Origin of the sequence: Streptomyces sp. NPDC092370, from assembly GCF_044755265.1 — a bacterium.
In the GTDB taxonomy this organism is placed as follows: domain Bacteria; phylum Actinomycetota; class Actinomycetes; order Streptomycetales; family Streptomycetaceae; genus Streptomyces.
Genome location: NZ_JBIVQO010000008.1, coordinates 78,200 through 101,018, shown reverse-complemented (window position 1 = coordinate 101,018; position 22,819 = coordinate 78,200). Strand labels below are relative to the sequence as shown.

Sequence of the window (22,819 nt, the reverse complement as noted above, 5' to 3'; positions counted from 1 at the left end):
TCAGGGCATCGAGACCCAAAAGGTCCAGAAGGTTCACGAGGCCAAGTCCCGGACGACATCACAGTCAACAAGCCGGCCCGTACGCCGTTGGTCCTCGCGATGAACCAGCTGGCCACCGGAGAGCCGCAGACGGATCTGACCCACTGCGCCCGCCAGGGGAGCCGACAGGCCGCGACAGGGACACCCCCCGGCGGTCTCGCGCTCGGTGAGGGCAGCCTCGTGCAGCGTTCTTACTTACATCACGCTCATCACGCACGTCTCCCCGGGCAAGGCCGAGTCGGCGTTTCGGCGGGCTGCCCGAGGGCATGGACACGGGCGGCGAAGCGAACGGCACGGCCTCCTGCGGCTCCGTCACCGCCGAGAAGCCGGTGGCGCAAACCGGCGACGAGTCACATGGGTTCCGCACTACGACGGCCCTCCTGGGCATCACCCACACCGTGCACGCCCAGACCGGCATCAGCGGTGACGTCGTCGCCGTCCACTTCTCCGTCGACGTCCTGGCCATGGTCCAGGGCAGGCCGGGGAACCGCGAAGCTCCCGCCGGCGGTGACGACGGCGCAGAGAGGCGAAGCTGGACTGAAACCACCGGTACGCGAAACCCGTGGGATCTGGAGACGAGTGTGGCCACCGTTGATCATCGGTGTGTGAAGACAAACGATCAGGCGGTGGCCGCAGGTCACAGGGTAGACCCTGCCTGCCGGCAGGAGGCGTTCGAGGGCCTGATGAGCCGGATGGCGGGACGCTTCACACGGGTCGAATCCCGACGCCGGGCCCGGAAAAGCGCAGCAAGGTCGAGATCCTGACCGACGCGCTCAACCCCGTGTCCTTCACGTCGGCGTATCCGCAGAGCAGTTGCCCGAGGTGCAGGGCACCGCATTAGCGAATCGAGCCACCTCGCACCACGGCCCCGGACCCCACGCACCGCGCCATCCAGGGCCGATCCCCACTCGGGCACGATCAGGACACACCGAGCACCCCGAGCGCCCCATACACCTAGAATTGCCCCTCTTCTCGCGGAAGTTCGCGCTGGTGAAACAGGAAACCTCACCGGTACCGTCAGTCCTCAAACTGAACTCTTGTCTCTCACGGGGGAGTCACTTTGAAGCACCGCTCATTGCCCGTTGCTGCCGCACTCATGGCGACGACAGCACTGCTCTTGACGGCTTGCGGCAGCGGGGACGGCGAGTCCGGCAACAACGACAAGATCGCCGGGGTCGGCCAGGGGTCGGAGACGCCGGAGGAGTCGGCGTCCGCCTCGGGGACACCCGCAGGGGACAAGCCGGACGGCGTGGACGTGTCCCTGCCCAGCGACATGGAGTTGGTCTTCGACTGGGAGAAGCCGAAGGACAAGAACGAAGCGGCTGCGATGGACGATGCCGCGAACTTCCTCCGGGCCATTTATCGGGGCGTCGACAAGCGCACGACCAAGGACGCGGCCGTGACGGCATACGCCACAGGCGATGGGTTGCACTATGCCCAGGTGCAGATCAACGAATGGATCAAGGGTGGCTGGACCGCCACCGGAACATTGCGTCACTACGATGCCATCACTCGCTCCGCTGTGAACGGAAAGTCGGTGGAGGTGGCGTTCTGCGCGGACGCAACCGAGTTCTTTGGCAAGGAAATCAAGACCGAGAAAATCCTCAAGACCAAGCCCAGCATTGAGGACTTCGACTATTTCAAGATCGTCATGGTCAAGTTCCCCACCGGTACGAACCTGTGGCAGGCGTCCAAGGTGTTCGTCGAGACGAAGGCGACGAAATGCCAGTGACCGGATCACGACGCACACTTCTCGGAACGGCAGCGCTGACTCTGGCCCTCAGCACCCTCGTCCTCACGGAATCCGCCTACGCGGCAAAGCCGGTGGGATCCGGCAAGGGAGCCAACACGAAGGAGCAAGGCGGCACCAACGAAACCGGCATCTACGCCGCCGCCCGCATCCAGTACTCCGGATCCGTAGCCAAGGGCGGCGGCACCGGAAACGTGACGTCCTCGGACGTCAACTGGACTCCACCGCCGTGCTGGTACGCCCCGTACCTCGGAGCCAAGGACTTCAAGGAGAAGATGTCCAAGGACATCGAGCGGGAACTGAACACACCCGGGATGGGCGGGACCGCGGGTTCGGCGATCGGCGAGAAGAAGCGCCACTACGAAGACGGCTACGGCTGGACCGGCACTCCCGGTTACAAGGACTACAACGTCGAGAACGACGGCAAGGGTATGTTCTGGGCCGGCGTCGAGAACCCCAACGAGCCGGACTACCTCAAGCGGACCTCGTGCACCGACCTCCCCTTCTGGGTCGAGAACGGTGAGGCCCCGCCGCCCCAGTACGAGGAGGCGATCTCACCGGAGATACTCGCCGCTCTCGCCTACCAGCACATGCAGCTTCCCGACACCAAGGTCACCCTCGCTCCGGAGGCCAACACCAAGGTGAACTTGCCCACCTGGGCCTGGCTCGACAAAGCTGTCTTCGACGAGGTCCAGGCAACCGCAGCCCTCAACGTCCCGGGCTTCAACATCCAGGCCACCACCACCGCCAGGCCGGTGTCCCTCAAGCTGGAGCCCGGCACGAAGGACGCCGAGACCTACCCGGCCTCCGGCGAGTGCGTCATCAACGCGGACGACTCCATCGGCGAGCCATACGCCAAGGGCAAAGCCGACCAGACCCCGCCCTGTGGCATCAAGTACCTCCGCTCCTCCGGCGACGGCACATACAAGCTCCGGGCCACCATCACCTGGGAAATCAACTGGACCGGCACCGGCGGCGCCGGCGGCGACCTCCCGAACGGCACCTTCGGCAACGAACAGGCGGTCACCGTCCAGGAGATCCAGGCCGTCAACCGGTGAACCAAAAGCAGCGAGCACACATACGGGGGAAGGGTCATCCATGAGCGACTCGGACCTGACGGTCGACTACGACTTCCTCGCGGACTGCGAGCGCAAGCTAGGGCAGCTCAAGAAGACCTTCGAGGACATCGAGAACCGTCGCGACGACATGGACAAACACTGGGGATCCGGTGAAATAGCCGACGTGATGCAGGACTTCGTCGACAACTGGGACGATTACCGCACCCGGCTCGTCGAATCGCTCGAATCGGTCGGCAAACTCGTGGCCGGTACCAAGAAGGCGTTCGTGAGCTTGGACGACGAGTTGGCCAAGCAGAACAAGAAGAAGCAGAAGAAGTGACACCGACATCCAAGCGCCGTCCGGTCGACTGGCAGCCGCTCTGTGACTCCGACCCCGTGCCCGGTGACCCGGAGGAGATCCGCGCCGAGGTCAAGCACATGGTCTCGGTCGCCGAGAAACTCCGGGAACAGGCCAAGAACCTCAAGGCGATCAGCGACGAGGACACCCTCAAAGGCAAGTACGTCAAACGCCTGCGTGAGGAGTCCGGCACGCTGGAGAAGCACATGCGGGAGGTGGCCGACCGGTACGAGCGCGTGCACGGCCATCTGACCAAGTGGTCGAACGAACTGGAGGACTTCCAGTCGGACGCCGACAAGGTTCTGCACCAGGCGAAGGAGAAGCAGGGCGAGATCGAGGCGGAGAAGAAGAAGGAAGCCGGATCCGCCGAGAAGGGCACGCCCCAGCCCTCCGTCAGCGGCACCGACCACGACCCCCTCCAGTCGTACCGGAACCGGCTGAACAACATCACTGGAGACCGGGACACGCGCGCCGGCCACCACGCCGGGAAGATCCGCGACGAGATCGAAGACGTGATCGAGGACTCATTGTGGGACGACGTCAAGGGCTGGGTCCATGACAATGCCGACCTGATCAAGGCTTTTATCGATGTTCTCGGCTGGATCGCGACGATTGCGGGCTTTGTGGCGCTCGCCATTCCCGGCTTGAATCTTCTCGTCCTCGGCATCGCGGCGCTTACGATCGGGCTCAGACTTCTGCTGGTGGCCTCCGGTGACGCTACCTGGACGGATGTCATCTTCGATGTCGTGGGTGGATTGCTCGTCGTGGGTGGCCTCGGGGCAGCCTCGAAGCTCGCCAAAGGCGCAAAGGCCACCGTGGGTGCCGCTCAGGCCGCAAGGACCGCCGGCCTGAGCCGAGGGCTCAGGGGCGTCAAGAGCGTTCTGGACGACACGGGGCGGATGATGACCAAGATGCCGCAAGGACCGGGGCGGCAAGCCCTCGGAGCGGCTCGTAACGCGATGCGAAAGTCCATCTCCCAGAACGTCGGCTTGGTCGCCAAGGGGCCGCTGAGAGTCAGCCCGTTGTCGACGCTGGTGCATCTCGGTGACAAGGAGATGGCCGGCGTGGCGAAGATGCTGCAGGCGAACAAGGCTGCCTTCCCGGAGGCCGCGGGGGCCGCCGCGGACAAGGCGTACAAGGCCTACCAGGCGGGCCTCGGCGTCGCCTGGACCGGCATGGCGATGGACGTCACGGACAAGGCGCTAGGGAAGAGCGACCTGACAAGCTTGACCGACGAGAAGTTCGGAACCGGCGAAAAGCCATACAACGCGGCGTACTCGGACTGGAAGGACAACACCCTGAAGCCCGCCCCCGACACCCACTGGTGAGGAATGATCATGGACCTCTACTCGGCGCAACGCATCACTGAAGCCGAAGCCGCCCGCACCGGTATCGGCACCGGCCCCAACCGGCGGCTCCGACTGACGCTTTTCATCGGAATGCCCCTTTTTCTACCAGTTTTGGGCATTATGATCCTGGTGCCGAAGTCTCTGATGAATGACGTGCTCTACGTCTATGAGGCCGGGATCGTCGGCTGCCTACTGCACTACGTCTGGGTGTTCGCAAAGTACCCCCGTCATGCACGCCGTCCGCCCTACCTCACACGGGATCTGGCCATGGGCGGCGGCTTCTTTCTGCCCTCACTGTTCTTCGGCTTCTGGCCGGGTATGATCGCCGCCCCGGCCTGGGCCCTCTTCGTAGGCGTTGCCTATGCCGTGGAGGTCATGCGGGGGCGCAATGACCACCGTTGAGCAACGCCGGGCCCCAAACGGCTTCAACCTGGTGCCGCCGCCTGGCTGGGATGTGATTCCGCTGCACACGGGCACCCGGGAAGCGATGGACCGCATCGTCCGCAAGGCCGTGGCGCAGTTGCCCGCCGGATTTCCCAAGGACGACATTCCCCAGGCCCGGCTCAAGCTGACCCAGGAGATGAAGAAGGTCGTCCGCCGGGCCAGCGCGAAGGGAGGAATGACTCTCTACCTCCCCACCGAACGCCTCCACGGCGTCGCCCTGCCCGTCTCGATAGTGGCCTCCGAGCCGATCGAGATTCCGCGGGTAAGGCCCACCAGCGGCCCGGAAGCGGTCCTGGTCGCGCTCGCCTCTGAGACCCCCGGAGCCGAGATACGGGAGCTCGACGGCACCGCGGCACTGCGCTCGGAGCGAGAGGTACCCGCCGACGCGGCCCAGGGCGTCGACGTCGCTCACCGTCGGGTCGAGTACTTCGCACCGATCCCGGACAGCTCGCCTGACCGCTACCTCACCTTTTCCTTCAGCGCCCTGATCGCGCCCGGCTCGGATCCCGCCTTCTACGACACCCTGGTGGAACTGTTCGACGCCGTCATGAGCACATTCCGCTGGAGCTACTCCTGAGGACCTCCCCCACTGCCCACCCCCCGACGAAAGAGACCGCTCATGTCAGACGGCACCCTCTGGAGCGCCGACCTCGGCGCCCCACTCCACATCGACACGGATGCCGACCCATATCTCTGGGGTTATCTTCATCTCCAGATCGACAGACGGACCTTCAAGGAATGGCTGGATCAGCACCTGACCGGCTTGGCCGCCATTCACAACATCGAACTCACCCGTAAGCTCCGCCGCTTCCACAAGGATTTCTACGAGCAGACGATCGTCATCCTGCGGGACAAGCTCCAGGCCGACGAGGCGTTCATCTACCACCCCGTTCCGCTCACCTACATGCCCCTGGTGATGCACGCCACCCGCATCCACTGCGAAGCTCCTGATGCAGCTTCCTGCGAGGGGTTCAGCGCGCCGACCGTGCCGCACCCGGACATTCCCGAGTGGCAGCAGCGCAGCGGCAGCGTTGCTTTCGCCTCCCCGCATCTGGGCGAGGACGGCGTCCGGGTCACCCGCTCCTACCCGGCGGACAGCACCATCATGATGACGTCGGTGACCTATCACTGGCACACCCCGCCCGGCACCCCCGACGTGTGCCTCCGCGGACACCACGACGATCCCGAAGTGATCGCCGCGGCATTGGAGCCACTGGATGACTTCGCTCGGACACTCCGACTTCCCGCGACGGCTCACTGACCGGTGCCCCAACGGCACCATTCGAGCGGTGAGCCGTGACGCCTCTGTCGCTCATGCGGGTCGAGATCACCGGGCCGGCACGGCAGCCCAACTCTGCCAGGAGTACGAGCGGCAACGAGCCGGAGAGGTGGAGCGACCGCCTCTCCGGCCGGCTCGTCCGTCTCCACCCGGCGGCGATTCCGTCGGCGCTGAAAGTCTCTGCAAGCCAGTCCAACGAGATGACGGGGACTGTTCATCGGGATGAATCGGATCGACTTCCAGGATCGCCAGCGCGACGTCGAAGCCGTCAGGAAAGAAGGCGACGCGTAGAAGGGATCCCGCTGCGGCTGTCGTCGGCCCGAGTCCGCAGTTCCTTCCCCAACATCCGTTTGTCCAGATCGCAGCCTGCCGCCCTGCTGCGATCGCACAGCTCCGCCGCGGTGCTCTTGGCCCAGTCCTTGACGTCGTCCGGCGGCTCGAGCGGGAGCGGCACCCAGTCGGTGGGGACGACAATGCCGCATGCGCTGATCTCGCTCATGTCCGCTGTCACCGCCCGCACGACACCCCTTGATGCGCTCGGTATCGGCGCCCGATGGGGCGGGCCACGTGAGCCCGCCCCATCGCTGTGGATCTCCTAGCAGACCGTCACTTGCTCCGAGCCTGCTTGGCCAGTTCCTCGTCGATCTGCTCGAACTTGTCCGCAGCCATGGTCAGGTAGTCGCCCATGCCGTCGAGACCGTCCAGCGTGTCCTTCATGCCGCGCACGAACTCGTCGAAGTTCTCGTCGAACGCCTTCGACGAGCTCTTCGTGACGTAGCCGCCCTGCACAAGGTTGTTGATGTACTTCTTCAGGCCCTCGAGCCTCTCCTGGAGCTTTTCCTTCTCCTTCACGACATGCTTGGCTGCATCCCGCATGTCCTGATAAGTGACATCAAGGTCCTTGGCCATGAAGCCGCTTCCTCTCGCAACGCCGCAGGGCCAACCCCCGTGGCTTCCCTGTTTGCGGACTCACCGACCCGGAAGCCGAGTTGCCGGTCACAGCCGGCCAACCGGTGTGATCGTCCGCTCTTGCGTCAGCAGCTTACGGGTGTGGCATGTGGGGCCACATCCCCGGCTTGTGAACGAGCCGTCATGAAAGCGTGGACGCCGTTGCCATCGGGAACGGCGCGGCGCCTCCCCATTGCCCCGCCGTCGTACCGAGCGGATATCGTCCCTGTACCACTGGGACCCGCGTGACCGAGGGCAGCGGCACGGCGGACCAGCGACAGACACCACAGCGGCCACACCGGCCCAGTGGCACGGGGAGGACAAGTCGTGCGCCTGACTCTGACCGTCGTCGACCCGTACGGCGGTGGCACCGCCGACGTGGTACTCGATGCCGATCCTGAGTCCACCGTGGGGGACATCGCGCAGGAACTGGCCAAGCAGGTGGGGCACAGCGGGGCGCAGGTCATCCCGCTCGGGCAGCACCGGCACGCGCCGGCCGGCAACGCGCCCCTTGTGTACGTGGACGGGTATGCCGTCGATCCCAGCGCAACTGTCGTGGGGTCGCCCCTGCGTGAGGGTGCCGTGGTCAGTCTGCAGGATCCGTCCGGGTGTCTTCCGGGGGAGCCGACCGGGCTCGTCGAGCTGCGGGTCGTCGGCGGGCCCGCGGCCGGGTTCGTGCACCGGCTCGGCGTCGGGCGCTACGACATCGGCAGCGGGGCGGCGTCGTACGTCCGTGTCGACGACCCCGAGGTCGACGCCCGGGCTCTCACCCTCTCCGTCGCCACCGACGGCACCTGCCAGGTCGCCGTGCACATGGACAAGGAGCACGTCACCCTCGACGGCACCCCCCTCGCGCAGGACGAGGACAAGGACAAGGACGAGCCCAGCGGCAGGAAGCGCGGCAAGAAGAAGGAACCGAAGGAGAGAGAAGAGAAGAAGACCGGGCCCACCGAGTGGCCCCTCGGCGCTCAGATCGGCCTCGGCAACACCCTTCTCGAACTCACCCGGTACACACCCCCGAACGCCGCTCTCAAGTGGTCCGACGACGGTATCGGCCTGGACTACAACCGGCCCCCGCGGCTGCGTCCGCCCGAGCGGCAGACCAACTTCCGGCTGCCGTCGTCGCCCCGCGAGTACGAGGCCAGGCCACTGCCCTGGCTGATGGCGCTGACGCCGCTCGTCGGTGCCGTCGTGTCAGTGATGATCTTCCAGCGCTGGTACTACCTGATCATGGCTGCCCTCAGCCCGATCCTGCTCTTCGCCAACTACTACAACGACAAGAAGCACGGGCGTAAATCGCACGCCAAGCAGGTCAAGGAGTACGAGGAGCAGAAGGAGCGGATCGAGAAGGACGCTCAGGACGCCCTGGTCGCCGAGCGGAACGACCGACGGCAGGCCATACCCGACCCGGCGACCGTGCTCGCCCTCGGGACCGGGCCGCGTACGCGTCTGTGGGAGCGGCGGCGCACCGACCGCGATCACCTTCTGCTCCGTTTCGGGACCGGGCAGTTGCCGTCCGAGGTGGTCCTCGACGACCCGGAGCAGGACGACCACCGCCGTCAGGTGACCTGGAAGATCGAGGACGCCCCGGTCGCGCTGCATCTGCGCACGCTGGGTGTCGTCGGTCTGGCGGGGCCCGGGGATTCCGCCCGTGCTCTCGGGCGCTGGGCGGTCGCGCAGACCGCGGCCCTGCACAGCCCGATGGACGTGCAGTTCTACGTGCTGAGCGACAACGCGGCGCGGGAGTCGTGGGACTGGGTGCGCTGGCTGCCGCACGCCCGGCCGTCCGGCGGGCAGGACGTGAACGCGCTGATCGGGACGGACGCCGAGACCGTCGGTGCCCGTATCGGCGAGCTGACGCAGATCCTCGACGCGCGCAGGAAGGCCGCCGAGGAGAACAAGTCGCAGGGCAATTCGAGCTTCGGCGATCCCGACATCGTCGTCGTGTGGGACGGCTCGCGACGCCTGCGGTCCCTGCCGGGTGTGGTGCGGCTGCTGCGCGAGGGGCCGTCCGTGTCCATGTTCGCGATCTGTCTGGACGCCGAGGAGCGGTTCCTGCCCGGCGAATGCCAGGCGTACGTCGTGGCCGAGCCGAAGGCCGAGGAGTCGCAGCCGGCCGCCCAGCAGGTGCAGTCGTCCCAGCAGGTCGCTGGTGGGTTCCCCTCGTTCCAGGCCTGGCACACCACCGCCCATCAGCCCGAACAGGCCCAGCAGAGCGAGAAGTTGCGGCTGCGGGTCGAGGAGGCCGGTGCGGAGCGGCTGAAGGACGTACGGCCCGACTTCGTCTCCGCTGCCTGGTGCCTGCGGCTCGCCCGGTCGCTGTCGCCGCTGCGGGACATCAGCGGTGAGACCGAGGACTCGGCGTTGCCGGGGTCGAGCCGGCTGCTGGACGTGCTGCAGTTGGAGCCGCCGACCAGTGACGCGATCGTGGCCCGCTGGCGGATGGGCGGGCAGTCGACGCTGGCCGTCATCGGTGAGTCGTACGACGGGCCGTTCGGCATCGACATCCGCAAGGACGGGCCGCACGGTCTGATCGCGGGTACGACCGGTTCGGGCAAGTCGGAGCTGCTGCAGACCATCGTGGCGGCGCTGGCGGTGGCGAACACGCCGGAGAACATGACGTTCGTGCTGGTCGACTACAAGGGTGGCGCGGCCTTCAAGGACTGTGTGCATCTGCCGCACACCGTCGGCATGGTCACCGACCTGGACGCCCACCTGGTGGAGCGGGCCCTGGAGTCGCTGGGTGCGGAACTGCACCGGCGCGAGCACATCCTGGCCGCGGCCGACGCCAAGGACATCGAGGACTACCAGGACCTGGTGCGCCGGGATCCGTCGCACCGGCCGGTGCCCCGGCTGCTCATCGTGATCGACGAGTTCGCCTCGATGGTGCGTGACCTGCCGGACTTCGTGACGGGGCTCGTGAACATCGCCCAGCGTGGTCGTTCCCTCGGCATTCACCTGCTGCTGGCGACGCAGCGGCCTTCGGGTGTCGTGTCCCCCGAGATCCGGGCCAACACCAACCTCCGTATCGCGCTGCGGGTGACGGACGGCGGCGAGTCGTCGGACGTCATCGACTCGCCCGAGGCGGGGCACATCTCCAAGAACACCCCGGGTCGCGCGTACGCCCGGCTCGGGCACGCCTCCCTGGTGCCGTTCCAGTCCGGACGGGTGGGTGGCCGTCGGCCCGGTGCGGCCGACCCTGCCCTGCTGATGCCCTGGGTTGGCCCGCTGACCTGGGAGGATCTGGGGCGGGCGGCGCTGGTCAAGCCGAAGGCGGAGTCGCGGGAGGACGAGGAGATCACCGATCTGAAGGTCCTCGTCGACACCATCCGCGACGCCAACCGCTCCCTCGGCATCCCGCCGCAGCACAGCCCGTGGTTGCCGGCGCTGGACGAGACGCTGCTGCTGGACGAGGTGGAGGTGCCCGCGTTCGCCGGTGGGCCCGGGAAGCTGCCGCCGGCGCCGTACGGCATCGAGGACCTGCCCGCGAGCCAGTCGCGCCGCCCGGTCGCCGTGGACTTCTCCTCCTTCGGCCATCTGATGATCGGCGGCGCCCCGCGCAGCGGCCGCTCCCAGGTGCTGCGCACCCTGGCGGGTTCCATCGCCCGTACGCACTCGGTCGCCGATGTGCACCTCTACGGCATCGACTGCGGCAACGGCGCGCTCAACGCCCTGACGCGGCTGCCGCACTGCGGTGCGGTCGTGAGCCGTAACCAGACCGAGCGGGTCGTGCGGCTCGTCAACCGGCTCAAGGGCGAGATGAGCCGTCGTCAGGACCTGCTGTCGGAGAAGGGCTTCGCGGACATCGGGGAGCAGCGGGCGTCGGTCGCCGAGGACGAGCGGCTGCCGCACATCGTGGTGCTGCTGGACCGCTGGGAGGGCTGGGTGCCCACCCTCGGCGAGGTCGACCACGGGTCGCTGACCGACGAGTTGCAGACGATGATGCGCGAGGGCGCGAGCGTCGGCATCCACCTGGTCCTGACGGGTGACCGGACCCTTCTGGTGGGCCGGATCGCGACCCTCACCGAGGACAAGTACGGACTGCGGCTCGCCGACCGCAGCGACTTCTCGGCGCTGGGTATCCCGGCGCGCAAGGTGCCGGAGGAGATTCCGCCGGGGCGTGCGTTCCGCAACGAGTTCGGTACGGAGACGCAGTTCGCGCTGCTCGCGCAGGACACGACCGGTCAGGGGCAGGCCGCGGCGCTGGCGGCGATCGGTGAGGCGGCCACGGCCCGCGACGCCGCCGTCCCCCGCTCACGCCGCCCGTTCCGCGTCGACAGCCTGCCCAGCCGCATCTCCTTCCCGGAGGCCTGGGAGCTGCGCGACCCGGAAGCGTCCCGTTCACGCCTGTGGGGTCTGGTCGGCATCGGTGGTGACGAGATCATCGGCTTCGGGCCCGATCTGGCCGAGGGCGTACCGGCGTTCGTCGTGGCGGGCCCTGCCAAGTCCGGCCGCTCGACGGTGATGATGAACTTCGCGCAGTCGTTCCTGTCCCAGGGCACGCGTCTGGTCGTCGCGGCCCCGCGCCAGTCCCCGCTCCGCCAACTCGACGGCACGGACGGCGTGCTGAAGGTCTTCACCGGTGACGACATCGACGAGGACGAGTTCGAGGAGCTCATCGACCAGGCGTCCCTGGAGGAGCCGATCGCCGTTCTCGTCGACGACGGCGAGCTTCTGGAGGACTGCGACGCAGAGAGCCAGATGAAGAAGCTGGTCTCCCGCGGTGCCGAGCGCGGGCTCGCGCTCGTCATCGCCGGTGACGAGGAGGACGTGTGCAGCGGCTTCTCGGGCTGGCAGGTCGACGCGAAGAAGGCCCGGCGGGGCCTCCTGCTCTCCCCGCAGGAGTCCTCCAGCGGTGACCTCGTCGGTGTCCGCCTCAACCGCGGCATGGTCGGCGGCCAGGTCGTCCCCGGCAAGGGCATGCTGCACCTCGGCGACGGCGAGCTGCGCACGGTCGTCATCCCGGGGTGAGGCGGCGGGCGGGGCGGCCGGTCCGAAGCGGGACGGCTGCCCCGGTCACCGCACCGCCGGCATCCGAGGCTGCGACCGCCCCGACTCCGCGCTCTCCGACCGGTACTGGAGGTCGTCGCCCACCGGCCTGATGCGGACGGTGGTGGCGGCCGGGTTGGCGGCCGGGTTGCAGCCGCTGTGGTGCGTCTTCGCCGTCGCCACCCACGGCACCGCGCCCCCGGGTCGGCGTCCAGGACGGGCGCCGTCCTGGTACCGCCGACCCGGCGCGCGGCCTCGACCTCGCGCCGATGGGGGTTCCCCTGCTGGAGCGCAGCGAGAGTTCGGGGGAGGGCCCGGAACTCCTCGTCCGGCGCGAGGTCGCGAAGTGCGGATGCACGGTCTTCACGGTGACCGTGCGGCCTGGCGACGCTGCGGCCCAGGTAGAGCCGGCCCATGCCGCCGCAGCCCAGCCGGCCGAGCAGCCGGTGGGGCCCCACGGCCGTGGGTTCGTCGACGTCGAGCGGCCGCATGGCGTCGCTCCTCCCCCGCAGGCCCGCGGGGACGCATCCCGGCCCCCGGCACGCCTGCGCTCTCCGGCACAGGGGTGCCGGAGCACCGCCCGGCTCACGGCTGGAGGAGGTCCACCTTCACATCCGCCGGGAAGCCGGTCGTCGGGCCGACCCGCCGCGCGAACTCGGCGACCGCCGCCAGCTGCGCGTCGCCGAAGCGGAAGTCGAGGGTGGTGAAGTAGCGGGCGAGGGTCTCCTCGTCGAAGGCCTCCCAGCGGGCGGCCTGCTCGGCGACCTTGCCGACCTCCTCCAAGGAGAGGTTGCGGGAGTGGAGGAAGGCCTCGTGCACCCGGCGGGTGATGACGGGCTCGCGCTCCAGGTAGTCGCGGCGGGCCGCCCAGACCGCGAAGACGAACGGCAGGCCCGTCCACTCCTTCCACAGCGCGCCCAGGTCGTGCACGGCCAGGCCGAAGCGCGGCCCGTCGAGCATGTTCGCGCGCAGTGCCGCGTCGCCGATGAGGACGGCGGCGTCGGCCTCCTGCATCATCAGGCTCAGGTCGGGCGGGCAGGTGTAGTAGTCCGGCTGGACGCCGTAGCGCTCGGCGAGGAGCAGCTGGGCGAGGCGGACGGAGGTGCGGGAGGTCGACCCGAGGGCGACGCGGGCGCCGTCGAGCTGGTCCAGGGGGACCTGCGAGACGATCACGCAGGACATCACCGGCCCGTCGCAGCCGACGGCGATGTCGGGGAAGGCGACCAGGTCGTCGGCGTGCCGGAGGAACTCGACGAGGGTGATCGGACCGATGTCGAGTTCGCCCTGCACCAGCTTCTCGCTGAGCTTCTCCGGGGTGTCCTTGGAGAGCTCGAAGTCGAGGAGCGTGCCCGTTCTCGCGAGCCCCCAGTACAGGGGCAGGCAGTTCAGGAACTGGATGTGGCCGACGCGCGGCCGGGTGCGAGGATTGTCCACATCGCGAGGCTAGCCCTCGGGGCGCGCGGACCGGCGCGCGGGCCCGCGGTCGGGGTGCGGGCCGCGGTGAGCACCCCTTCCGCCAGTCGGCCGAGGGATGTTCAAACATTCGGGTGACGTGATCTTGACCCCTATTGCATTCCGGAGTCTGCGTGCTAGGCTCGTCGCAAGTTGCAGTTTGGTTTCCCTTGCAGTACAGAGCCTGCGGAGCATGTGACCGCGGGCTCTCGTCATTCTCAGACATATGCACTTGTGCAGAATTCATCTTCACACTTGCTGGTTCTGGAGCAGGGCAACCCTTTTGAAGCCCAAGGAGGGCTTATGGCTACCGGAACCGTCAAGTGGTTCAACGCCGAAAAGGGCTTTGGTTTCATCGCCCAGGAGGGCGGCGGCCCCGACGTCTTCGTCCACTACTCCGCGATCAACGCGAGCGGCTTCCGCTCGCTCGAGGAGAACCAGCAGGTGTCTTTCGACGTCACGCAGGGTCCGAAGGGCCCGCAGGCTGAGAACGTCACGCCGGTCTGATTTGTAGTACCCAAGGAGCCCCGCGCCGCCAGGCGACGGGGCTCCTGCCCTTTTCGGGCCCTTCCGCTCGGTGAATTCTCGGCGAATACAGGCCATGCGACGATGGGCGGATGCGCGACGATCCGGAGAACAGTGGGGAGGCCGGCGGCACCCCTGCCGACGAGTCCCGGGATGGCTCCCCCGCCGACAACGCCCTGGCCACGGGCCTGTCGATAGGCCTCGCCCTCGGCACGGCCATAGGCCTCGTGCTCGGCATGACCGTCTTCGACAACCTCGGCCTGGGGTTGGCCCTGGGCATCGGCTTCGGCACAGCGATCGGAGCCGGAGCGGGGGCGGGTATCGACGCGGGGCGGACCCAGCCGGACCAGAGGGACGGGGAGCCGGGCGAGGGCCCGGTTGTCGGCCCATCGGGCGAGGGCCCGGTTGTCGGCCCATCGGGCGAGGGCCCGGTTGTCGGCCCATCGGGCGAGGGCCCGGTTGTCGGCCCATCGGGCGAGGGCAGGGGAAACACCTCGCCGAGCGAGGACCGCGGAGACCAAGGGCCGCCCCAGAGCTGAGGAGCGCGAGGGCCAGGAAGACGCCTCGCAGAGCGAGAACCGACGAGACCAAGCGCCGTTTTCCCCGAGCTGGGCTGAGGAGCGCGAGGGCCGGGGAGACGAAAGGGCCACCCCAGGGCTGGGCTGAGGAGCGCGAGGACCACGAGCCGGTTCGGCCCGTACGCGCCGGTCGGAGGGACAGGGCTCGCGCTAGGGTCTGCGGCCATGGCCGATGCCGACTTCCTGATCGAGACCCGCAAGTTCTACGACACCGTCGCCGAGGCGTACGCCGTCCACTTCGGCGACCTGGGGGCGGGGACACCACTGGACCTCGGGGTGCTGTCCGGGTTCGCGGGGCTCGTGGGTGAGGGGGGCGAGGTCGCCGATCTGGGGTGCGGGCCCGGGCGGGTGACGGCGTTCCTGGCGTCGCGGGGGTTGTCGGTGTTCGGGCTGGACCTGTCGGAGTCGATGCTCGCGGTCGCTCGTCGTGAGAACCCCGACCTGCGGTTCGTGAAGGGCTCGATGCAGGAGCTGGACCTGCCGGACGGCTCGCTCGACGGTGTCGTGTCCTGGTACTCGACCATCCACACGCCCGAGGAGCACCTGCCCGCCCTCTTCGCCGGTTTTCACCGTGTCCTGCGCCCCGGCGGCCACCTCCTCCTGGGCTTCCAGTGCGGTGACGAACCCCGCCACTACGAGGAGGCCTTCGGCCACCCGGTGGCGCTGACCTTCCGCCGCCGTCGGCCGGAGCACATCGCGGCGCTGCTGGAAGCAGCCGGTTTCACCGTCCGCCAACGGACCGTGCGCGAGCCGGACGAGACGAGCGGTGAGCCGGTCGCCCAGGCGAGCCTCGTGGCCCGCAAGCCGGGGCCGTAGGTCACCCGGGCATCGCCCCGGCCCCACGTGCGACGCCCGGGCGACCGCCGCAGCCGGGCGTGCGCTCCCCAGAGCGAGCCCGCTGCCGACCACGCTGCCGGCGGCTCCCGGCCGTCTCCCGCGCCGACCGGCGCCGGCCCCGGCCCCGCTCCGACCCTGACCCTGGCCCTGGCCCTGGCCCTGGCCCTGGCCCCGAGTCCGACTCTGGCCCCGGCCCTGCCCCAGCCCTGCCCCGGCCCCGACCCTGCCCCGGCCCCGCCTCAGCCCTGCCCCAGCCCCTGCCGCGGCCCCGCCTCAGCCCTGCCCCGGTTCTGCCCCGGCCCCGCCTCAGCCCCGCCTCAGCCCTACAGAACCCCCGCGATGTCCCGCGCCGCGATGTACCCGAACGTCATCGCCGGGCCGATCGTCGAACCCGCGCCCGCGTAACTGTGGCCCATCACGGCCGCGCTCGCGTTTCCCGCCGCGTACAGGCCCGGGATCGCCGAGCCGTCCTCGCGCAGCACCCGGGCCCGGGCGTCCGTGCGGAGGCCGCCCTTGGTGCCGAGGTCGCCGGGGACGATGCGGAAGGCGTGGTACGGGGGGAGCCAGAGGGGGGCCAGGCAGGAGTTGGGGAGGACCGACGGGTCCGTGTAGTAGTGGTCGTAGGCGCTGTCGCCGCGGTGGAAGTCGGGGTCCTCGCCCCGCCGCGCCTGGGCGTTGAAGCGGCTGACGCTGGTGCGCAGGGCCGCCGCGGGGACGCCGATCGAGGCCGCCAGGGCGTCCAGGGTCCACTCCTTGTGGGCGGCGCCGGAGTCGTACCAGGTGTCGGGGAGGGGCAGCGTCGGCAGGACGTCCTTGAAGAGGTAGCGGTTGCGGTAGTTCTGGTCGACGACGAGCCAGCACGGGATGGCCGGTTCGGTGGCGTGGACGTCGTACATGGTGTGCACGACGTCGCTGTAGGGCGCGGCCTCGTTGACGAAGCGCCGGCCCGAGCCGTTCACCAGCAGTCCGCCGGGCAGGGTGCGTTCGGCGAGGCAGAAGTAGGGCTGGCCGGGGACGGGGACGGCCGGGCCCCACCAGGCGTCCTCCATCAGGTCGAGGGCCGCGCCCAGCCGCTCCCCCGCGCGGATGCCGTCGCCGGTGTTCTCCTTGGCTCCGACGGTCCACTCGGTGCCTATGGGCTGCCGCTGGAAGCGTTGCCGCATGGCCGCGTTGTGCTCGAAGCCGCCCGAGCCGACGATGACGCCCCGGCGGGCGCGGACCAGGCCGGGAGCGCCGTCGCGGGTGACGACGGCTCCCGTGACCGTGCCGTTCTCGACGTGCAGGTCCGTCAGGGGCGTGTTCAGCCAGACCGGGACCCCGGCCGCTCGCAGCCCGGCGCGCAGGCCCGCCGCGAGCGCCTGGCCCATGGTCAGGGGTTTCTGGCCGAGCGTCGCCGCCTTGGCGCCGCGGGCGAGGCACTGGGCGGCGACGGCCGCGCCCCGGGCGTTCACGGCGGCGAGGGCGATCCACTTGTAGTCGGCGCTGAAGACCACCATGCCGGCGGGGACGTCCATGTACGGCGGGTTCAGGCGGGCCAGTTCGGAGCCCAGGAGGTTGCCGTCGAACTGGTCCGGCTCGATGGAGCGGCCGTTCGGCAGGCCGCCGGGCAGTTCGGGGTAGTAGTCGCTGTAGCCCTCCATCCAGCGGAACCGGAGCGGGCTGTTCGCCATGACGAAGGAGATCGTCGCCGGGCCGTGGGTGAGGAAGGCCCGCTGCCGGTCGGCGGGGACGTCCGGGCCGACGACAGCGGCGAGGTAGGCGGCGGCCTTCGCGGGGGTGTCGGGCACCCCCGCCGCGAGGAGCACGGGGTTGTTCGGGATCCAGATCCCGGCTCCGGAGCGGGCGGCCGAGCCGCCGAAGGTCGGGGCCTTCTCCACGACGACGCAGCTCAGGCCCTGGCGCGCGGCCGTCAGCGCGGCGGTCATGCCGGCGGCCCCGGAGCCGATGACGACGACGTCGTAGGTGCCGAGCGGGGGTAAGTCGGCTGCCCGGGCGCTCTGGTGCACTCCCGTGGCGACCGCGAGGCCGGCGCCGGCGGCTCCGGCCAGTAGCCGTCTGCGGGACGGTGTGCCGGCAGTTGCTGCGGTGTCCGTGCGTGTGGTCATGGCCGCTCCAGCCCGACGAGAACGCGAAAGGGGTGGGGACTGTCGCGCGAGGGTCTTGCGAAGTCAAGACCCGTGCGGCCCCCACCGCGCCCGCTGCTCGATGCCGATGCCCGCTACTCGAGGCCGATGCCCGCTACTCGAGTCCGATGGCCGCTGCTCGAGTCCGATGGCCGCTCGAGGCCGATGCCCGCTACTCCAGGCCGATGCCCGCTACTCGAGGCCGATGCCCGCTACTCGAGGCCGATGCCCGCTACTCCAGGCCGATGCCCGCTACTCGAGGCCGATGCCCGCTACTCCAGGCCGATGCCCGCTACTCGAGGCCGATGGCCGCGCAGTCCGCCTTGTACTCGGCGGTGCAGATGTCCTTCACGGTGTAGACGCCGTCGGTGATCACCGTGTCCTTGATGTTGTCCTTGGTGAGGGCGACCACCGGGACGAGCATCGCGGGGATGTTCTTCTGCGTCGGGCTGTCGACGGTCTCGCGGGTCAGTGCGGCGAACTCGATCGTGCGGCCCTGGACCTTGGCCACCGCGATCTTCGCGGCGTTGGTCGCCTCCAGCAGGAAGGACTTGTACACGGTCATGTACTGCTCGCCGGAGACGATCCGCTGCACCGCGTCGAGGTTGGCGTCCTGCCCGGTCACCGGCGGCATCTTGGTGGCACCGGCCTCTTGGAGCGCCTCGATGACGGCGCCCGCCATGCCGTCGTTGGCCGAGTAGACGGCGGCGATGTTGTTCAGCCCGACGGCCTGGATCGCCTCCTTCATGTGCTCCTTGGCGATCGCGGGCTTCCACTCCTTGGTGTCGTACTGCTTGACGATGTTGACCTGGCCCTGGAGTTCGCTGAGCGCGCCGTCCTTGAAGCGTGCGGTGTTGGGGTCGGCGGGGTCGCCGTTCATCATGACGACCTTGCTCTTCTCGGCCTTCTCGCCGAGCTCCCCGATGATGGCGCGGCCCTGCACCTGGCCGACGAGTTCGTTGTCGTGGGAGACGTAGGCGTCGATGGGGCCCTCGGCGAGCCGGTCGTAGGCGATGACCGGGATGCCGGCGTCCTTGGCCTTCCGGACGTCCGTGGCGATGGTCTTGGAGTTCAGCGCGTCGACGAGGATGACGTCGACCTTCTCGCTGATCATCTTCTGGAACTGCTCGCTCTGTCTGGACACGCTGGCCTCGGCGTTGGCGTAGCGGACCGTGCCCTGGCCGTCCGTGAGGGAGGCGACCTCCCGCTTGATCAGCGGGTAGTCGAACTTCTCGAAGCGTGCCGTGTCCCGGTCGGGCAGCAGGAGTCCCACCGTGATGTCGTTGCCCTTCTTCGCGGCGGTGTCGTCACTCCCGCCGTCGCCGCATGCGGTGAGGGACAGGGCCGATACGGAGACCGCCAGGGCCATGGAGAGGTGCCGAACGGCGGCCTGACGGGGGTTGCGCGCTATCACTGGTGGTGCCTTCCGATGGGGGAGCATCGTGACGAGGTGGTCGAAAGCCAACGGGCAGACGCCTGGCGTCGTCAAGAACCACGTGTGAAGACATCGCAAAGGTGCCTCACCGCGTATACAAGGCCTCCACCTCGGCGGCGAACGCGCGCAGCACGGCCTCCCGGCGGAGCTTCATGGACGGGGTCAGATGGCCCGCCTCTTCCGTGAAGTCCTCGGGGAGGACGGCGAAGCGGCGGATGGATTCCGGGCGGGAGACCATCTTGTTGGCCTCGTCGACGGCCCGTTGGAGCACGGCGCGCAGTTCCTCGTCGTCGACGAGGAGCCCCGGCGGTACGGGGTGCTTGCCGTTCATCTGGCGCCAGTGGGTGATCCCGGCCGGGTCGAGGGTGATCAGCGCGGAGACGAACGGGCGGCCGTCGCCCAGGACGAGGCACTGGGAGATCAGCGGGTGCGCGCGCAGCCAGTTCTCCAGGGGGGCCGGGGCGACGGACTTGCCGCCCGCGGTGATCAGCAGTTCCTTCTTGCGGCCGGTGATCGTCAGATAGCCCTCGTCGTCCAGTTCGCCGATGTCGCCGGTGGCGAGCCAGCCGTCGGGGGCGGCGGGGGTGACGCCACCGGCCTGCGGGTCCCAGTAGCCGCGCAGCACGTGATCGCCGGCGACGAGGATCTCCCCGTCGGCGGCGATGCGCACGCGCGTGCCGGGCAGGGGCCAGCCGACGGTGCCCAGGCGGGGTTTCAGGGGCGGGGTGACGGTGCTCGCGCCGGTGGTCTCCGTCAGTCCGTAGCCCTCGAAGATCTCGATGCCGGCACCGGCGTAGAACGCGGCGAGGCGGCGGCCGAGCGGGGAGCCGCCGCAGATGGCGTAGCGGACTCTGCCGCCCATGGCGCTGCGGATGCGGCGGTAGACCAGCGGGTCGTAGAAGGCCCGGGCGGTCTTGAGGGCGCGGGTGGGGCCGGGTCCGGTGCCCGTCTGCTGGGCCTCCAGGGCCTCTCCGTAGCGCTGCGCCACCGCCACCGCGCGGTCGAAGGACGTGACCCGGCCGCCGGCCTCGGCCTTGGCGCGGGCGGAGTTGAAGACCTTCTCCAGCATGTACGGGATGGCCAGCAGACAGGTCGGCCGGAAGCTCGCCAGGTCCGGCAGCAGGTGCTCGGCCTTGATGCTGGGCGCGTGGCCCAGCCGTACGCGGGCCCGGACGCAGGCGATGGCCACCATGCGGCCGAAGACGTGGGACATCGGCAGGAACAGCAGGACGGAGGCCTCTTCGCTGGTCTTGGCCCGGAAGACGGGGTAGAGCAGCTCGATGGCGTTGTCGACCTCGGCGAAGAAGTTGCCGTGGGTGAGTGCGCAGCCCTTGGGGCGGCCGGTGGTGCCCGAGGTGTAGACGAGCGTGGCGAGGGTGTCGGGGCCGAGCATGCCGCGCCGCACCTCGACCTCCTGGTCGGGCAGGTGGGCCCCGGCTTCCGCGAGTCGCGCCACGTGGCCCTTCTCGACGACCCACAGGTGCTTGAGGTCGGGCAGGCGTTCACGTTCGGGGCCGAGGGCGGCGGCCTGCGCGGCGGTCTCGGTGACCAGGGCGACCGCGCCGGAGTCCTGGAGGATCCAGCGGGCCTGGAAGACGGAGGAGGTGGGGTAGACGGGGACGGTGACCAGTCCGGCCGCCCAGGCGGCGAAGTCCAGGACCGTCCACTCGTAGATGGTGCGGGCCATGACGGCGACCCGGTCGCCCGGCATCAGGCCCTCGGCGATCAGGCCCTTCGCCACGGCCGTCACCTGGCCGGCGAACTGTTCGGCCGTGACGTCGCTCCAGCGCCCGTCGGCGTCCTTGCGGCTGAGGGCCACGGCACCCGGGTTCGCGCTCGCGTTGTCGAAGGGGAGGTCGGCGAGGGACCCGTGGGTCCACGGCGGGGCCAGCGGCGGTACGGAGGCCTCCCGCACGGCCCCGTCCAGCCGCCGTACCTCGGGCTCGACCAGTACGGGCCCTCCGTACGCGTCACCGTAGGCGGAGGAGGGATACGCAGTGGACACGGGCGGCTCCTGGGGCGTGCAGCGGAAAAAACTGCTTGCTGCATGACGTACGTGCCTCGCACGTCGAGGCGCTCAACCGGCGGAACCCCCAGAAAGGGGTTACTGCCGGTAGGAACGGGATCGTACGGTGCTCACGTGGCGGGTTCGTGCGGGTTCGGGGATGGTCCGGAGCCAGGCCTGTGCATTATCGGGGGTTAGGTGAAGGTTCTTCAGGTTCCGCCCGCCCGCGGCCCTCAGGCCCGCTCCAGGATCGCCGTCACCCCCTGCCCGCCCGCGGCCCTCAGGCCCGCTCCAGGATCGCCGTCACCCCCTGCCCGCCCGCCGCGCAGACGGAGATCAGCCCCCGGGCGGGGGCGTCCCGTTCGGTGAGGAGTTTGGCCAGGGTGGCCACGATCCGGGCGCCGGTGGCGGCGAAGGGGTGCCCGGTCGCGAGGGAGGAGCCGGCGACGTTCAGCCGGGCGCGGTCCACCGTGCCGAGGCCGCGCTTCTCCCAGGCGGCGAGCGTCGCCAGCACCTGGGAGGCGAACGCCTCGTGGATCTCGACGAGGGCGAAGTCGTCCAGGCCGAGTCCGGCCCGCTCCAGCATGCGCGGGACGGCGCGGGCGGGCGCCATGAGCAGCCCGTCCTCGCCGCCGGCCACGTCGCCGCCCACGAAGTCGACGGCCGCCGTCTCGTACGCGGTGAGGTACGCCAGTGGCTCCAGGTCGCGTTCGCGGGCCCAGTCCTCGCTCGCCAGCAGCACGGTCGCGGCGCCGTCCGTCAGCGGGGTGGAGTTCCCGGCCGTCATGGTCGGGTCGGGGTGGTCGAGGCCGAACACCGGCTTCAGGGAGGCGAGTTTCTCCACCGTCGAGCCGGGGCGCAGGTTCTGGTCGCGGGCCAGGCCGCGGAAGGGCACCACCAGGTCCTGGAAGAAGCCGCGTTCGTACGCCGCCGCCAGCCGCTGGTGGCTGGTGGCCGCGAGTTCGTCCTGTGCCGTGCGGGCGATGCCCCAGGCGCGGGCGGTGACGGCGGCGTGTTCGCCCATGGACAGGCCGGTGCGCGGCTCGGCGTTGCGCGGGATGTCGGGGACGAGGTGGGCCGGGCGCACCTTCGCCAGGGCCTTCAGGCGCCCGCCCGGCGACTTCGCCCGGCGGGCCTCCAGCAGGATGCGGCGCAGGGAGTCGTTGACGCCGAGGGGGGCGTCGCTGGCGGTGTCCGCGCCGCCCGCGACGGCCGATTCCGTCTGGCCGAGGGCGATCTTGTTGGCGGCGGCGATGACGGCCTGGAGGCCGGTGCCGCAGGCCTGCTGGATGTCGTAGGCGGGGGTGCGGGGGTGGAGTTTCGAGCCGAGGACGCTCTCGCGGGCGAGGTTGAAGTCGCGGCTGTGCTTGAGCACGGCCCCGGCGACGAACTCGCCGACCGTGCCGGGCTCCTGGAGTCCGTACCGCTCGACGAGGCCGTCGAGGGCGGCGGTGAGCATCTGCTGGTTGGAGGCGGTGGCGTAGGGGCCGTCGGAACGGGCGAAGGGGATGCGCGCTCCGCCGACGATCGCCACGCGCCGCACCGACGGCGACAGCTGCTGAGGGCTCATCTCGACCTGCTCCTCGTCTGTGACGTAGCCTTACCTCGGGTAACCTTACTCCAGAGTAAGCAACTGTGGGCTTCTGTGAG

General features: G+C 69.4%; 20 protein-coding genes and 1 pseudogene. 12 read left to right on the top strand and 9 right to left on the bottom strand.

Annotated elements, in window-relative coordinates:
- Positions 1–305 precede the first annotated feature (305 nt).
- The 8 genes from ACIQHQ_RS23965 to ACIQHQ_RS23930 all read left to right on the top strand — a co-directional run bounded on the left by ACIQHQ_RS23965 (position 306) and on the right by ACIQHQ_RS23930 (position 6,259).
- A complete protein-coding gene (locus ACIQHQ_RS23965; RefSeq protein ID WP_402614802.1) occupies positions 306–803 on the top strand; it encodes a hypothetical protein in 498 nt (165 codons plus the stop codon).
- A gap of 296 nt (positions 804–1,099) precedes the next feature.
- Positions 1,100–1,771 (top strand): hypothetical protein, encoded by a 672-nt coding sequence (locus tag ACIQHQ_RS23960; RefSeq protein WP_402614799.1) that lies wholly within the window; start codon positions 1,100–1,102, stop codon positions 1,769–1,771.
- Positions 1,762–2,847, top strand: coding sequence for a hypothetical protein (locus ACIQHQ_RS23955; RefSeq protein ID WP_402614796.1), 1,086 nt, complete (start codon positions 1,762–1,764; stop codon positions 2,845–2,847). Before ACIQHQ_RS23960 ends, ACIQHQ_RS23955 begins: the two co-directional genes overlap by 10 nt.
- A gap of 40 nt (positions 2,848–2,887) precedes the next feature.
- A complete protein-coding gene (locus ACIQHQ_RS23950; RefSeq protein ID WP_402614793.1) occupies positions 2,888–3,187 on the top strand; it encodes a hypothetical protein in 300 nt (99 codons plus the stop codon).
- A gap of 98 nt (positions 3,188–3,285) precedes the next feature.
- Positions 3,286–4,533 carry a hypothetical protein gene (locus ACIQHQ_RS23945; RefSeq protein ID WP_402614791.1) on the top strand — a complete coding sequence of 416 codons (1,248 nt, stop codon included), beginning with the start codon at positions 3,286–3,288 and terminating at the stop codon, positions 4,531–4,533.
- A gap of 9 nt (positions 4,534–4,542) precedes the next feature.
- Complete coding sequence (locus ACIQHQ_RS23940; protein ID WP_402614789.1) at positions 4,543–4,956, top strand: hypothetical protein; 414 nt, start codon at positions 4,543–4,545, stop codon at positions 4,954–4,956.
- Positions 4,943–5,575: a hypothetical protein gene (locus ACIQHQ_RS23935; protein WP_402614786.1), complete on the top strand. Its 633-nt coding sequence runs from the start codon at positions 4,943–4,945 to the stop codon at positions 5,573–5,575. The genes ACIQHQ_RS23940 and ACIQHQ_RS23935 overlap by 14 nt, the downstream gene beginning before the upstream one ends.
- 42 nt (positions 5,576–5,617) lie before the next feature.
- A complete protein-coding gene (locus tag ACIQHQ_RS23930; protein ID WP_402614783.1) occupies positions 5,618–6,259 on the top strand; it encodes a hypothetical protein in 642 nt (213 codons plus the stop codon).
- A 286-nt stretch (positions 6,260–6,545) separates the two neighbouring features.
- On the opposite strand, the gene ACIQHQ_RS23925 is transcribed toward ACIQHQ_RS23930, so the two are convergent.
- A complete protein-coding gene (locus tag ACIQHQ_RS23925) occupies positions 6,546–6,776 on the bottom strand; it encodes a hypothetical protein (RefSeq protein ID WP_402614780.1) in 231 nt (76 codons plus the stop codon).
- A gap of 107 nt (positions 6,777–6,883) precedes the next feature.
- On the bottom strand, positions 6,884–7,186 hold the full coding sequence (locus ACIQHQ_RS23920; protein WP_402614777.1) for a WXG100 family type VII secretion target: 303 nt from the start codon (positions 7,184–7,186) through the stop codon (positions 6,884–6,886).
- Between the two features lie 366 nt (positions 7,187–7,552).
- On the opposite strand from ACIQHQ_RS23920, the gene ACIQHQ_RS23915 reads away from it, so the two are divergent.
- Positions 7,553–12,196, top strand: coding sequence for an FtsK/SpoIIIE domain-containing protein (locus tag ACIQHQ_RS23915; RefSeq protein WP_402614774.1), 4,644 nt, complete (start codon positions 7,553–7,555; stop codon positions 12,194–12,196).
- Positions 12,197–12,241: 45 nt separating this feature from the next.
- Here ACIQHQ_RS23915 and ACIQHQ_RS23910 read toward each other — a convergent pair whose 3' ends face one another.
- The 3 genes and pseudogenes from ACIQHQ_RS23910 to ACIQHQ_RS23900 all read right to left on the bottom strand — a co-directional run bounded on the left by ACIQHQ_RS23910 (position 12,242) and on the right by ACIQHQ_RS23900 (position 13,648).
- Positions 12,242–12,397 carry a hypothetical protein gene (locus tag ACIQHQ_RS23910; protein ID WP_402615363.1) on the bottom strand — a complete coding sequence of 52 codons (156 nt, stop codon included), beginning with the start codon at positions 12,395–12,397 and terminating at the stop codon, positions 12,242–12,244.
- A pseudogene (locus ACIQHQ_RS23905) lies at positions 12,386–12,705 on the bottom strand (hypothetical protein); the annotation flags it as partial. The pseudogene ACIQHQ_RS23905 and the gene ACIQHQ_RS23910, both read right to left, overlap by 12 nt.
- Positions 12,706–12,799: 94 nt before the next feature.
- Positions 12,800–13,648 (bottom strand): menaquinone biosynthetic enzyme MqnA/MqnD family protein, encoded by an 849-nt coding sequence (locus ACIQHQ_RS23900; RefSeq protein ID WP_402614771.1) that lies wholly within the window; start codon positions 13,646–13,648, stop codon positions 12,800–12,802.
- Between the two features lie 321 nt (positions 13,649–13,969).
- Between ACIQHQ_RS23900 and ACIQHQ_RS23895 the strand changes: the two genes are divergently transcribed.
- The 3 genes from ACIQHQ_RS23895 to ACIQHQ_RS23885 all read left to right on the top strand — a co-directional run bounded on the left by ACIQHQ_RS23895 (position 13,970) and on the right by ACIQHQ_RS23885 (position 15,585).
- Positions 13,970–14,173 carry a cold-shock protein gene (locus tag ACIQHQ_RS23895; RefSeq protein WP_003992177.1) on the top strand — a complete coding sequence of 68 codons (204 nt, stop codon included), beginning with the start codon at positions 13,970–13,972 and terminating at the stop codon, positions 14,171–14,173.
- A 110-nt stretch (positions 14,174–14,283) separates the two neighbouring features.
- Positions 14,284–14,730, top strand: coding sequence for a hypothetical protein (locus ACIQHQ_RS23890; RefSeq protein WP_402614770.1), 447 nt, complete (start codon positions 14,284–14,286; stop codon positions 14,728–14,730).
- 204 nt (positions 14,731–14,934) lie between these two features.
- Positions 14,935–15,585, top strand: a complete 651-nt coding sequence (locus tag ACIQHQ_RS23885; RefSeq protein WP_402614767.1) for a class I SAM-dependent methyltransferase — start codon at positions 14,935–14,937, stop codon at positions 15,583–15,585.
- A gap of 344 nt (positions 15,586–15,929) precedes the next feature.
- On the opposite strand, the gene kstD is transcribed toward ACIQHQ_RS23885, so the two are convergent.
- From kstD to ACIQHQ_RS23865, 4 genes are all read right to left on the bottom strand, one after another.
- The gene (gene kstD, locus ACIQHQ_RS23880) at positions 15,930–17,711 is read right to left on the bottom strand and encodes a 3-oxosteroid 1-dehydrogenase (RefSeq protein ID WP_402614764.1); all 1,782 of its coding nucleotides are present in this window, start codon (positions 17,709–17,711) and stop codon (positions 15,930–15,932) included.
- Between the two features lie 310 nt (positions 17,712–18,021).
- On the bottom strand, positions 18,022–19,098 hold the full coding sequence (locus ACIQHQ_RS23875; RefSeq protein ID WP_402615325.1) for a sugar ABC transporter substrate-binding protein: 1,077 nt from the start codon (positions 19,096–19,098) through the stop codon (positions 18,022–18,024).
- Positions 19,099–19,249: 151 nt separating this feature from the next.
- The gene (locus tag ACIQHQ_RS23870; protein ID WP_402614761.1) at positions 19,250–21,169 is read right to left on the bottom strand and encodes an AMP-dependent synthetase/ligase; all 1,920 of its coding nucleotides are present in this window, start codon (positions 21,167–21,169) and stop codon (positions 19,250–19,252) included.
- A 280-nt stretch (positions 21,170–21,449) separates the two neighbouring features.
- Positions 21,450–22,739, bottom strand: a complete 1,290-nt coding sequence (locus tag ACIQHQ_RS23865; RefSeq protein ID WP_402614758.1) for an acetyl-CoA C-acetyltransferase — start codon at positions 22,737–22,739, stop codon at positions 21,450–21,452.
- Positions 22,740–22,819 lie beyond the last annotated feature (80 nt).

Coding starts and splice junctions, on each gene's coding strand:
- ACIQHQ_RS23965 (WP_402614802.1), top strand. CDS start 306: ATGGACACGGGCGGCGAAGCGAACGGCACGGCCTCCTGCGGCTCCGTC.
- ACIQHQ_RS23955 (WP_402614796.1), top strand. CDS start 1,762: ATGCCAGTGACCGGATCACGACGCACACTTCTCGGAACGGCAGCGCTG.
- ACIQHQ_RS23950 (WP_402614793.1), top strand. CDS start 2,888: ATGAGCGACTCGGACCTGACGGTCGACTACGACTTCCTCGCGGACTGC.
- ACIQHQ_RS23945 (WP_402614791.1), top strand. CDS start 3,286: ATGGTCTCGGTCGCCGAGAAACTCCGGGAACAGGCCAAGAACCTCAAG.
- ACIQHQ_RS23940 (WP_402614789.1), top strand. CDS start 4,543: ATGGACCTCTACTCGGCGCAACGCATCACTGAAGCCGAAGCCGCCCGC.
- ACIQHQ_RS23935 (WP_402614786.1), top strand. CDS start 4,943: ATGACCACCGTTGAGCAACGCCGGGCCCCAAACGGCTTCAACCTGGTG.
- ACIQHQ_RS23930 (WP_402614783.1), top strand. CDS start 5,618: ATGTCAGACGGCACCCTCTGGAGCGCCGACCTCGGCGCCCCACTCCAC.
- ACIQHQ_RS23925 (WP_402614780.1), bottom strand. CDS start 6,776: ATGAGCGAGATCAGCGCATGCGGCATTGTCGTCCCCACCGACTGGGTG.
- ACIQHQ_RS23920 (WP_402614777.1), bottom strand. CDS start 7,186: ATGGCCAAGGACCTTGATGTCACTTATCAGGACATGCGGGATGCAGCC.
- ACIQHQ_RS23895 (WP_003992177.1), top strand. CDS start 13,970: ATGGCTACCGGAACCGTCAAGTGGTTCAACGCCGAAAAGGGCTTTGGT.
- ACIQHQ_RS23890 (WP_402614770.1), top strand. CDS start 14,284: ATGCGCGACGATCCGGAGAACAGTGGGGAGGCCGGCGGCACCCCTGCC.
- ACIQHQ_RS23885 (WP_402614767.1), top strand. CDS start 14,935: ATGGCCGATGCCGACTTCCTGATCGAGACCCGCAAGTTCTACGACACC.
- kstD (WP_402614764.1), bottom strand. CDS start 17,711: ATGACCACACGCACGGACACCGCAGCAACTGCCGGCACACCGTCCCGC.
- ACIQHQ_RS23875 (WP_402615325.1), bottom strand. CDS start 19,098: ATGGCCCTGGCGGTCTCCGTATCGGCCCTGTCCCTCACCGCATGCGGC.
- ACIQHQ_RS23865 (WP_402614758.1), bottom strand. CDS start 22,739: ATGAGCCCTCAGCAGCTGTCGCCGTCGGTGCGGCGCGTGGCGATCGTC.